The 11,716-nt window shown below is 63.9% G+C and carries 10 protein-coding genes; 4 read left to right on the top strand and 6 right to left on the bottom strand.

Annotated elements, in window-relative coordinates; genetic code table 11:
- Positions 1-46 precede the first annotated feature (46 nt).
- Together BG457_RS09285 and BG457_RS09280 are read right to left on the bottom strand one after the other, a co-directional pair.
- Positions 47-373, bottom strand: a complete 327-nt coding sequence (locus BG457_RS09285; RefSeq protein ID WP_071796878.1) for a hypothetical protein — start codon at positions 371-373, stop codon at positions 47-49.
- 301 nt (positions 374-674) lie between these two features.
- Complete coding sequence (locus tag BG457_RS09280; protein WP_245770965.1) at positions 675-1,661, bottom strand: LysR family transcriptional regulator; 987 nt, start codon at positions 1,659-1,661, stop codon at positions 675-677.
- A gap of 45 nt (positions 1,662-1,706) precedes the next feature.
- Between BG457_RS09280 and BG457_RS09275 the strand changes: the two genes are divergently transcribed.
- The 3 genes from BG457_RS09275 to BG457_RS09265 all read left to right on the top strand — a co-directional run bounded on the left by BG457_RS09275 (position 1,707) and on the right by BG457_RS09265 (position 5,075).
- Positions 1,707-2,648 (top strand): ring-cleaving dioxygenase, encoded by a 942-nt coding sequence (locus tag BG457_RS09275; RefSeq protein ID WP_071796839.1) that lies wholly within the window; start codon positions 1,707-1,709, stop codon positions 2,646-2,648.
- A gap of 106 nt (positions 2,649-2,754) precedes the next feature.
- Positions 2,755-4,533, top strand: coding sequence for a monovalent cation:proton antiporter-2 (CPA2) family protein (locus BG457_RS09270; protein WP_071796838.1), 1,779 nt, complete (start codon positions 2,755-2,757; stop codon positions 4,531-4,533).
- Complete coding sequence (locus BG457_RS09265) at positions 4,533-5,075, top strand: NADPH-dependent FMN reductase (protein WP_071796837.1); 543 nt, start codon at positions 4,533-4,535, stop codon at positions 5,073-5,075. The genes BG457_RS09270 and BG457_RS09265 overlap by 1 nt, the downstream gene beginning before the upstream one ends.
- A gap of 61 nt (positions 5,076-5,136) precedes the next feature.
- Here the strand turns inward: BG457_RS09265 and BG457_RS09260 are convergent, their stop codons facing one another.
- Entirely contained in the window at positions 5,137-6,669 is a 1,533-nt protein-coding gene (locus BG457_RS09260) for a VOC family protein (protein ID WP_071796836.1), read from the bottom strand.
- Positions 6,670-6,846: 177 nt separating this feature from the next.
- Here BG457_RS09260 and BG457_RS09255 point away from each other — a divergent pair, with 177 nt between their 5' ends.
- A complete protein-coding gene (locus BG457_RS09255; RefSeq protein WP_071796835.1) occupies positions 6,847-7,779 on the top strand; it encodes a pirin family protein in 933 nt (310 codons plus the stop codon).
- Positions 7,780-7,899: 120 nt separating this feature from the next.
- Here the strand turns inward: BG457_RS09255 and BG457_RS09250 are convergent, their stop codons facing one another.
- The 3 genes from BG457_RS09250 to BG457_RS09240 form a co-directional block, all read right to left on the bottom strand.
- On the bottom strand, positions 7,900-9,573 hold the full coding sequence (locus BG457_RS09250) for an ABC transporter permease (RefSeq protein WP_071796834.1): 1,674 nt from the start codon (positions 9,571-9,573) through the stop codon (positions 7,900-7,902).
- 67 nt (positions 9,574-9,640) lie between these two features.
- Positions 9,641-10,600 (bottom strand): ABC transporter substrate-binding protein, encoded by a 960-nt coding sequence (locus BG457_RS09245; protein WP_071796833.1) that lies wholly within the window; start codon positions 10,598-10,600, stop codon positions 9,641-9,643.
- 24 nt (positions 10,601-10,624) lie between these two features.
- On the bottom strand, positions 10,625-11,698 hold the full coding sequence (locus BG457_RS09240; RefSeq protein WP_071796832.1) for an ABC transporter ATP-binding protein: 1,074 nt from the start codon (positions 11,696-11,698) through the stop codon (positions 10,625-10,627).
- Between the last annotated feature and the right edge of the window lie 18 nt (positions 11,699-11,716).

The following is an 11,716-nucleotide window of genomic DNA, read 5'->3' as shown; positions in this document are numbered from 1 at the left end:
GGGGTGGAACCGGGCCGCCCGACTTCCTGACGCAGAGGGTGCCTGCTCAATCCTGTCGCAGAAACCATCGGGATGCGGGCGCTTGATCGCTGCGCGGATTGACCTCGATCCAGTTGGTGCCGCCCGCAACGACGCAGGAAATGCTGTCGGGACGGGTAACAAGGATGGTCCAGCTGTCGGTCTCTGCCGCCACCCAAAGCTCAAGTACCCGGTCCTGCCCGATCATCCCGACTGCGGATCGGCTCTCGCCGAAGCTGGTCATCAACCAGTTGGTGATCGCCGGTCGCGGCCCGCAGATCATTTGCGCCGCCGCAGGGGGCGCAAGCGCGGCCATGCCGAATACCAGTGCCGAGGTAAGAATTCGTTTGAACATATCAGCCTCCGTCGCATGACGCGCGGGGCTTTTCTGGGACGCATCCAGCGCACGGGCACCCCGCGCGGTTGGTTCAGGGCGCTTGCGGACGCAATCGCCTGATCTGAATATAATCATCGCAGCCGCCTGCTGCCAGCAGATTGCCGACAATTTCGCGTCATGATCAGGGCCTGTCCGATAGGAAAAACGCGCTGTTGTCCTGATCTCTGCGCGGCCTCTGGCGCCGGTGCAATGCAATCTGGACACCGACAGGCGGTCCCCGCAAGTGAAGCCGCCGGCTGCCCCGCAACGTTCAGCACATCTATTCCGCCCAAGGACGACCGCCCGCCAGCTCCTGCGCCAGATGATCGACAAGGGCGCGCAATTTCGCGGGCATGGGAGAAATCGGCGGCCATAGCGCAAGGACCGGCATTTTCCGCGTCGCGTAGCCCGGCAACACGGGTTCCAGCCTGCCTGCCGCGATGGGCGACGCCACCAGAAAGCCGGGCAACATGGCCAACCCGATACCTGCCAGAGCAAAATCGCGCATGGCCTCGCCATTGTTCAGGGTCAGGCAACTGCGGACGGGGGCCGAGGTCAATTTCCCGCCTTTCGCAAACTGCCACAGATGCCCATCCGGCAAGTGGCTGTAGCTGAGCACCTGATGGCCCGCCAGATCGGCGGGTGTCGCGGGATGGCCATGACGGGCCAGATAGTCAGGACTGGCACAGGCGACCATCTGGTCGGTGCACAGGGTCCGGCTGATCAGGGCGCTGTCGCGGGCCTCGCCGATGCGCAGAGCCAGATCGAACCCGTCGCGGACCAGATCGCGGGCGCGATCATCATAGTCGATCCGCAATTCCAGCTGCGGGTGCTCAAGCGCGAAGCGCGCAAGGATCGGGCTCAGGAAAAGCGTTCCGAAACTCATGGGCGCGGTGATGGACAGCCGCCCGCGCAGGGGTGCGGCGCCATCCATCCCCCAGGATGCGCTGTCGGTGGCCGCTGTCAGGGCGGCGAGCGCCGGGCGCAATTGTTCCGCCAGCCGCTGCGCCGCTTCGGTCGGAGTGACACGGCCTGCATTGCGCAGAAACAACGCGGCTTGCAGCGCACGCTCCAGATCGGAGATGCGTTTGCTGATCACGGATTTCGACAGGTTCATATGCGCGGCGGCAGCGGTGACTGTGCCAAGTTCCATCACCGTCAGGAAGGTTTCGATTTCGTCTAACGTATAGCGCATTGCCAGAGGGTATACCGCCCCTTGTCGTTCGGCAATCGCGAACACCGGGTTGGTACTGAAAGGGCTGCGCATTCGCGCCGTCTCGTGCCATGTTAAGACAAGAGAAAGGAGGCCCGCATGGACCTGACCGGAATTCACCACCTGACTGCGATTACCGCTGACGCGCCCGGCAACAATCGCTTTTACACTGAAACCCTGGGGCTGAGGCGCGTCAAGAAGACCGTCAATCAGGACGACACATCCGCCTATCACCTGTTTTTCGCCGATGGCGCGGGCAGTCCCGGCACGGATCTGACGTTTTTCGACTGGCCTGTCGGGCGCGAACGGCGCGGCACCCATTCGATCAGCCGCACCGGGTTGCGCGTGGCCGAAGGCAGTCTTGACTATTGGGCTGGCCGCCTGCGCGATGCCGGACTGAGCCGCGGCGTCATCGGACAGACCGATGGCCGCGCCACGCTGGATTTCGAAGACCCGGAAGGCCAGCGCTTTCGTCTGACGGCGGAGGCGCCGGGCGCCGCGCATCCCTGGGCGCGCAGCCCTGTTCCGGCCGAGCACCAGATCCGGGGTCTGGGACCAATCACCATCTCCGTGCCGCAACTGGCCCCGACCGACGCGGTTCTGACCCGCCTGATGAACATGCGGGCCGCGCGCGACTATGCCAGCCCCGATGGGCTGGGCCAGGTGCATGTCTATGAGATGGGCGCGGGCGGGCCAGCCGCCGAAGTACATGTGGCGGTTCAGCCGGACCTGCCCGTGGCGCAGCAGGGCGCGGGTGCGGTGCATCATGTCGCGTTCAGAGTGCCTGACAAAGCCGCCCTCAGCCAATGGGCGGCGCGGTTGAACAGCTTGCGCATGCCCAGTTCCGGCGAAGTGGAGCGCTACTATTTCCGCAGCCTGTATTTTCGGGAATCCGGCGGCAATCTGTTCGAACTGGCGACGGATGGGCCGGGATTCGCGGTGGATGAACCCTTCGAGACGATGGGCGAGGCGTTGTCTCTGCCGCCCTTTCTTGAACCCCGCCGTGCCGCAATCGAAGCCGGGCTGAAACCGCTGGACTAGGCGAACAATCGCCCGCCGCCGGGATGATTTGGCGGCGGGCACCACGATTTTACGCAAGAACTGTCGCTGAGAAACATGGACGGTTCAGTTTGAAGGGGGCAGGCCAATGGCTGTAGAAGGGTTGGGGCCGGTCATTGGCCCGGTCGTGGTGCTGATGGGCGCGGCGGTGGTTGCGGTGCCGCTGTTCCGGCGCCTGGGTCTTGGCTCGGTACTCGGGTATTTTGCCGCCGGGGCGCTGGTCGGGCCATCGGTGCTGGGCCTGTTCACGGATCCTGACACGATCCTGCATTTTGCGGAACTGGGCGTTGTGATGTTTCTGTTCGTCATCGGGCTGGAACTGCGCCCGCAAAAGCTCTGGGCGCTGCGCGGACAGATTTTCGGGCTGGGGCTGGCACAGGTCAGCCTGGCGATTGCCTTGCTGTCGGTGGCGGGGATGGTGGTCTTTGGTCTTTCCCCCGTCACAGCCTTCATCGCAGGGGCCGGTTTCGTGCTGTCCTCAACCGCCGTGATCATGTCCACCTTGCAGGAACGGGGTGAAATCGCCAGCACCGAGGGGCAGAAATCCGTCTCGATCCTGTTATTCGAGGATCTGCTGATCGTGCCTTTGCTGGCGGTTGTGGCTTTCCTGTCGCCCCTCGGACAGGGCGAGGGCGGGCTGGGGGCCGTGGCGCTGGCGCTGGCCGGGCTGGTGACGCTGCTGGTGGCGGGACGCTGGCTGCTCGATCCGTTCTTCGCGCTTCTGGCGCGGGCGCGCACCCGCGAGGTGCTCAGTGCCGGCGCGCTGCTGGTGGTATTGGGCGCGGCGCTTCTGATGGAAGCCGTGGGCCTGTCGATGGCGATGGGGGCGTTTCTGGCCGGGGTCATGCTCTCGGGCTCCAGCTATCGCCACCAGATCGAAAGCGATATCGAGCCATTCAAGGGCCTTCTGATGGGTCTGTTCTTTCTGGCGGTCGGCATGTCACTCAATCTGGGCGTGGTAGCCGCCGAATGGCCGCTGCTCCTGGCCATGCTGGTGGTCTATGTTCTGGTCAAGGCCGCGGCCATCTATGCCATTGCACGGGCCTTTGGCAGTGCCAATCTGACAGCGCTTCGTCGTACCGCCATGTTCGCGCAAGGCGGCGAGTTTGCCTTTGTCCTGTACACCGCCGCGCTGGCGGGCGGGGTGATTGATGCACGTGAGAATGCGATTTTCTCAACGGTCGTGATCCTGTCGATGGCGATTACGCCGCTGATCCTGATTGCGGCCGACCGGTTGCTGCGCGATCCGGGGGCAGCATTGGACGGAGTTGACGCGGCGAAGGGCTTGCGCGGACAGGTGCTGGTGATCGGCTTCGGGCGGTTTGGTCAGATCGCGTTGCAGGTGTTGCTCGCACGCGGCGCAGATGTTTCTGTTATTGACCACAATCCCGACCGCATCCGCGAGGCGGCGCGCTTTGGCTTCAAGGTATTTTACGGCGATGGCACGCGGCTGGATATCCTGCACGCCTCGGGCGCGGCACAGGCGCAGGTGATCATGATATGTGTCGATGACCGCCGCGCCGTCAGCGCCATTGCCGAACTTGTCCAGCATGAATTCCCGCATGCAGCAGTGCTGGCGCGCAGCTATGACCGGGGCCATTCGATGGAACTGATCCGCGCAGGTGTGGGTTTTGAGATACGCGAGACAGTTGCATCAGCCTTGCTGATGGGGGCCGAAGGCTTGCGCAGTCTTGGCTGCGATGAGGCTTCGGTGAGTGAGGCGCTGGAAGAGACCCGCCGCCGCGATGCCCAACGCCTGACCGAGCAGGTACAGGGTGACATCATGTCCGGACGCGACAAGATGCTGACCGAACCCGTGCCTGAACCCCTGACTGCGGCGAAACCAATGTCGAAAGGAGATATCTGATGACGAAAACCATCCTTGGCCTGAGCGGTAGCCTCCGGCGGGCCTCTTTCAATGCAGGCCTGCTGCGCGCGGCGGCAGAACTGGTGCCCGAGGGTACAGGGATCGAGATCGGATCAATCCGTGACGTGCCGCTTTACGATGGCGATCTGGAAAAATCGTCAGGTCTGCCGCCCGCCGTGCAAACGCTGCAAGCCCAGCTACAGGCCGCAGACGGGGTGCTTCTGGTGACGCCTGAATACAATAATGGCATTCCCGGCGTGTTCAAGAATGCCATCGACTGGATGTCACGCGGGCCGGGATTGAAGATGTGGGCGGGCAAGCCTGTCGCCGTGATCGGCGCCTCGCCCGGCGGGTTCGGCACAATGCTGGCGCAAGCCCAGTGGCTGCCGGTGCTGCGCACGCTCAAGGCAGATCTCTGGGCCGATGGGCGGCTGATGGTATCGCGCGCGGGTGATCTGTTTGACAGCGACGGGAACCTGACCGATACCGCCAGCCGCGACCGGCTGGCGGGGTTCATGGACGGGTTTGCCAAAGCGATCTGAGGCGCCATGACGGTCCCCCGCTCCGAGCATGCCGATGCAGGGGGCCGTCATCGCTTTCCCCTCAATCCGCGATGCGCTGGCCCAGCCATGCTTTTGTCACCTCCAGATCCGCCGCGCCAATGTCATGGCCTGCGGGCAGGGTCTGCGCATCAAGGCTGGCACCCGCAGCGCGCAAGGCGGCTTCGAGCGCCGGGGCCATGCGGGCAAAAGGATCATGCGCGCCCGAGAGCAGCAAGACCTCGGTCCCGGCAAGATCGGGGGATGGCGGCTCCTCCAGCGCGGCGATGCCGCGCAGCAGGATCGCGCGCTGCACCAGACCGGGATGCAACAGCATCACCGCGCCCAGAAGGTTCGCGCCGTTGGAATAGCCCAGATAGCTGATGCGCCCGGCATCCAGCCCGTAGCTTTGGACGGCGCTGTCCATGAACCCCTTGAACGCCGCAGCCTCTGACCGGATATCGGCCTGATCATAGGTCACGGCATCGAAACGTCGAAACCAGCGGTTGATGCCTTCCTCATTGGACCGCCCACGCACGCCCAGCAGGGTCGCGCGGGGTGCGATGCGATGGGCGAGTGGCATCAGGTCGGCCTCGTTTCCGCCCGTGCCGTGCAGCAGCACGATGACCGATCCATCAGGATCGTCCGGTCTGTGAAAACGGTGGATGAAGGGCAAATCACGCATCGGAGTCCTTTCTGCGCCGGGGCGGGCGAATTGTGGCAGCATCACACGCAAGTCCTGCGCGCGGGCCGCGTCATGTGGTGGGAAAAACAGCGTCTCCCCAAGGGATTGGTGCGGCTCGTCAATGGCAAATCCGGGACCGTCGGTGGCATATTCGATCAGATGACCGGCAGGGTCACGGACATAGAGGGACAGAAAATAGCGCCGGTCATGCACTTCGGTCAGCCCCTGCGCAGTGCCAAGCGCGCGTCGCATGGCGCGCAGGGCATCCGCATCCGGGGCGCGAAAGGCCACATGGTCGATCATCCCGGTGCCGGGAATGGCCGGCACGAATCCGCTACCATCGCGCAGGTCGATCACATCGCGCTCGGAGACCATGCGTTGCACAGCCCCTTCCGCAGGGCCAGCGCGATACCCGAACTGCGCAAGGAAATCCGCGCTTGCATCGCGTTGGTCACTCAGAAGGGTGACAGCCCGCAGGCGCGTTGGGGCAATGGGATCGGGCAGCGGGGCGGTTGCGGGTAGATCGGCCCCCACCAGCTTGACAATAATCCCGTCGGGATCGCGCAGGCGCAGGACCGGTTCGCCGAATTCGCGCGCAGGCCCGTCGACAGGGATTTGCGCATGCAGGGCGCGGGCCAGCCAGTCGCCGATGCTGGCAGGCGGCACGGCAAGCGCGATCTCGAATACCTGCCCGTGCCCGCTACGGCCACGCGCGCCCGCTTCCCAGACCAGGAAACTGATCAGGCTGCCGGGGCTGCCAGCTGCGTCGCCGTAGAACAGATGCAACTGCTCGCCATCGGCAAAACCGGCGGTCTGCTTGACCAGCCGCAAGCCCAGAAAGCCCGCATAGAAATCGACATTGGCCTGCACCCGCGCAGTGATGGCGGTCACATGGTGAAGTCCGGATGGCATGGGAAATCCTCCGTGCTTAGACGCGAATGCGCCTTGGGGTCGCCTGTCATATAGGAGTCATGGGAATGTATCACGACCGATGCAAGGACGAATGCCGTGTTCGGCGCAGGCGAACAGGCTTTGCTTGCCGGGTGTGCCATGCCGTCCTAAGCTGACATGGAAACAGGAGGATGCACCATGAGCTGGAACCCGACCCTGGACCCCGGTTGCCCCGATGATGTGGGCATTGACGCCATTGAAACGCTGATCGTGCCAAGGGCGCGCGACATTGGCGGGTTCGAGGTGCGCCGCGCCCTGCCCGCCCCCAAGCGGCAGATGGTCGGGCCGTTCATATTCTTTGATCAGGCCGGGCCTGCGGAATTCCTGACCGGCAAAGGGGTCGATGTGCGCCCGCATCCGCATATCGGGCTGGGGACTGTCACTTACCTCTATCAGGGCGAGTTTCATCATCTGGACAGCACCGGCGCCGATCAGGTCATCCGCCCCGGCGCACTGAACTGGATGATGGCGGGCAAAGGCGTCACCCATTCCGAGCGCACACCGCAGGCGACGCGCCAAGGTCCGTCCAGCCTGTTCGGCATCCAGACCTGGATCGCCCTGCCCGAGGATCACGAGGATGACGCGCCGTTTTTCGAGCATCATGGCGCGGAAGCCTTGCCCGAAATCCTGGATACCGGGATCACGGCCCGTCTGATCCTGGGCACGGCTTACGGAGCAAAAGCGCCCGCAACCATGTATTCGGACACATTCTATCTGGACGTTGTGCTGGAGGCTGGCGCGCGTTTTCCGCTGCCGGATGATCACGAGGACAGGGGTCTCTACATCACATCCGGCACGGTCGAGATCGCGGGAGAGGTCTTCGAGGCAGGGCGCATGATGGTGTTCCGGCCCGGCGACAGGATTACTGTGCGCGCGGGCGAACAGGGTGCGCGGCTGATGGCATTGGGCGGCGCCACGCTGAACGGGCCGCGCCATATCTGGTGGAATTTCGTCGCGTCATCGCGCGACCGGATTGAGGCCGCGAAAGAAGAATGGCGCGCCGCCAGATGGGGGCAAGGGCTGTTCGACCTGCCGCCACAGGACCGGGATGAGCATATTCCCTTGCCATAGGGTGCTGCAGAAGGGGCCGCTTCGGCATTCAATCACGGAACTTCTCTGCGATGCAGGAATGGCCGGATCAGGCAAGGGCGCCCAAGCCATCGTCACGCCGAGGCGATCCGTCCTGCGTGCTCAGCCCGAGAATGCGCTGCTGCCCTGACGTGCCAGCCACAGGTTGACCGCCAGCAAGATGCCCGAGGTGATGGCGATTGCGATCACGCTCATGGCCATTCCGGTCTGCACCGAGCCTTGTTCGAACTGGGAAAAGACGAAAGTGCCCACGGTGCGCATGCCTGCCGGTGCCAACATGATCGAGGCCACCAATTCGCGCGAGGCAATCGCAAAGACGAGCATCATTGCCGCGATCAGTGAGGGTGCCATCAGCGGCAGCGTCACATGGCGCAGCGCCTGCATCTGGCCCGCGCCCGCGACCCGCGCGGCATCGTCGAGCGCGCCGGAGATTTGCCGCAAACGCGCCACCGCATAGCGGATCGGATAGGGCAACAGGATGCCGATATAGGCGATCAGCAGTATCGCGGCGGTGCCATAAAGCGAAACGGGCTGATAGGGTGAATTCCAGAACAGGATGATGCCCACCGCCAGCACAATGGCGGGAATCGCATTTGGCAGCACCGAGAGCCCATCCATCACCGCCCTGCCCCGCCCGGTGCCGCGTACCACGATATAGGCAACCAGCCCGCCGATTGCGGCGGTGGCGAAGGCCGTCAGCACCGCAAGCCAGCCAGAGGTGATCAGCGCCTGCCAGGCACGGCTGCCACTTCGGAAAATCGGCTCATAGTGGCGCAGGTCGAAATTCGACCAGCTCAGCCCGCCGGAGATGGTGCCCATGACGGATGTGACTGCAATTGCTGCCAGCGGGATCAGCACGCCGATAATCGCCACCAGCGCGAACACCGCCAGCGCGGGCCAGCGCCATGGCCCCAGATCGGCCTTTTCCAGATCTGCGGGCTTGCCGGTCTGGCTGACATAGGACCGCCGCGTGGCGATCCAGTTTTGCAGCGTGAAAGCTGCCAGCACCATCGCCATCAGCAGGACCGAGCCAAGCGCCGCGCCTGACAGGTCAATCGGCCAGTCCGACAGGCGCGTGTAAATGCCCGTCACCAGAACCTCGAACCCCGTGCGCGAGGCCAGGGCCGCGGGCGTGCCGAATTCCTCGATCGACATGGCGAAGACGATCAGCAGGCTTGCGGCAATCGCCGGGATCGACAGCGGCAGGGTGATCAGGAAAAACGCCTGCAATGGTCGCGCCCCATGCACGCGCGCCGCCGAAGCAAAGCGGCCGCCCACCATCTCCAGCGCGCGCGATACGGCGAAATAGACCAGCGGGAACAGGTTCAATGTCATGACAAAGGCCACGCCAGTGAAGCTGAACAGGAAGCGGCTCATGTCGAAACCGACAAGCTGGAACAGATAGCCGCGCGGCTGCAGCGTCATCATCCAGGCGATGGCGGCGATGAAGGGCGGGATCAGGAAGGGGATCAGGAACACGACATCCCAGACCCGCGCGCCCGGCACGTGAAACAGCCCGCGCAAGATGCCGATGGGCAGGCCGAAGATCAGGCAGCCGATCATCACCGACATTGCCAGCAGCACTGTATTGCGCGCCTGCATCATCAGCCGGTCATTCTCGGTCAGGATGACGAGCTTGGAGAAGGGGGCGGCGAGCGAGCCCCGCGCAAATTCGGGGAAGACGGCCTGCAACAGGATGAACAGCACAGGCAGGCCGACCAGCAGGATCAGCGCTGCGGCGGCCAGCGTGGTCAGAACGGATTGCGCGCGCAACATGTCGGGTCTTTCGGAAAGACCTATGGCCCCGAGCGTTTCGGGGCCATAGGCTGGAATGCATCAAGGATTAACGGTTGCTTACGGTCTCATTGAAGCGCGCGATGATCTCGTCGCGGCGGGCAGAAGCAGCGTCCTCATCGACCTCGATCACGTTCAGATCGGTGATGCCAGGACGCAGCCCTTCGACATCGGCGCGGGCGGGCATCATCCAGGTATCGGCGACGAGTGCCTGACCGGCTTCCGAGAGTACGAAATCTACGAATGCCTTTGCCGCGTCCGCGTTCGAGGTCGACTCCAAAATGAACATCGGACGCGGAGCAATCACGGTGCCGCTTTCGGGCACGATCACCTCTACGCTTTCGCCATCGGCTGCGCGCGCGTAGGAAATGTAGTCGACAGCGCCAAAGACGGCTGCCGCAGCGCCTTGCAAAACGGGGTTGAGTGCCGCGGCATTCGGGCCGGGCACAATCATGCCGTTATCAGCCAGCGCACCAAGCAGGTCCCACGCCGCATCGCCCATCGCGGTTTCAAGCCCGGCAATCAGGTCAAAGGCAGAACCAGACTGCGCCGGATCGGGCATGGTGACGAGGTCGCGGTAATCCTCACTGGCCAGATCGGTCCATTCAGCAGGGCGCGGGGTGCCGCTCTGGGTGTTCCACGCAATCGCAAGCGCCGAAATGCCCTGCGCGACATAATGGCTGTGCTTGAGGAAGTCCGGCACGTTCTCGGCATGGGGCGAGGTGTATTCCATCAAGAGCCCGCGCTCGTGCAGGTCCACGGCAGAGCCCCAGCTTGCCGAGACCACGACATCGGCCTGCGGGTTGGCTTCTTCGGCCTCCAGCCGCGCCATGACCTGCCCGGTGGTGCCTTGGAACACATTGACCGTGATACCGGTCTCGGCCTGAAAGGCTTCGGCCAGCGCATCGGCCAACTCGCCGGGACCAGCGGTGTAGAATGTGAGTGTGTCGGCCTGTGCAAGCGTGCCCATCAGGCCCAGTGATGCAGCGAGAGCGGTCGTGCGGAACATATAGGGATTTCCTTCAGCTTTGGTTCAGAGCGGGAAGACGCGCAGGCGATCAGCATCAATCGCCAGCGGCACTTGACTGTTCACGGGGGCGGGCAGATCCGCCGGGCAGACAAGGCCAGTGCTTTGGCCATCAAGTCCCAGATGCAGCAGATACCGGTCGCCCTGAAACTGGCAGCGCAGCACCTGCGCCGTCAGCGCGCCCTGCGGGTCAGGCCGGATGGCCGTGCGGGGGATCAGGATGCGCGCAGGCCCTTCAGGCGCCCTGCCCGCGAGGGAGGGAAGGCTGAGTTGGGAACGCGTGCAGGTAAAGCCAGTCGAGGCACATAGACGACCATCGACCAGCGCACCGATGTTCAGAAACTGCGCAACCGCAACGGATGCGGGCGCGGTGAACAATGTCTCAGGGCTGTCAATCTGAGCGATCCTGCCGCCCAGCATGACCGCAACGCGGTCGGCGATGGTGAAGGCTTCGGACTGGTCATGCGTCACATAGATTGCCGACAGGCCCAGTTCGCGCAGGAGCGTGCCGATTTCCAGTGCCAGCCCCTCGCGCAATTCACGGTCGAGGTTTGACAATGGCTCGTCGAAAAGCACCAGCGGCGGCTCGGCGACTATCGCGCGCGCCAATGCGACGCGCTGCTGTTGTCCACCCGACAAAGTGCCGGGAAAACGGTCTGCCAGATGCGCCAGTCCCACCCGGTCCAGCGCGCGCCGCGCGCGTGTTTCGCGCTCATTCCGGCCCAGTTTGCGCATGCGCAACGGGAAGGCCACATTGTCCAGCACGCTCAGATGCGGCCAGATGGCATAGTCCTGAAACACCATGCCGATGCCACGCGCCTCTGGCGGCGCATTGAACCCGCTGCCATCGACCACGCGCTGGCCTGCAATCTGCATCTGGCCCGAACTCGCCGAAAGCAGACCTGCGGCAATGCGCAGAAGCGTGGTCTTGCCACACCCCGACGGGCCAAGGAGCGCCACCACTTCGCCCAGACCCAGGCCAAGATCGATATTGCGGAGAACCTGAGTATCGCCAAAGGACTTGGCGATTTGCGTCGCGCACAAGGCGATACGGTCGAGACCTGTCGGGACATCTTTCATAGAGGCCCGATAGCAGTT

Source organism: Natronohydrobacter thiooxidans (genome assembly GCF_001884735.1).
GTDB lineage: Bacteria > Pseudomonadota > Alphaproteobacteria > Rhodobacterales > Rhodobacteraceae > Roseinatronobacter > Roseinatronobacter thiooxidans_A.
This window is presented reverse-complemented; position numbering and strand designations above follow the sequence as displayed.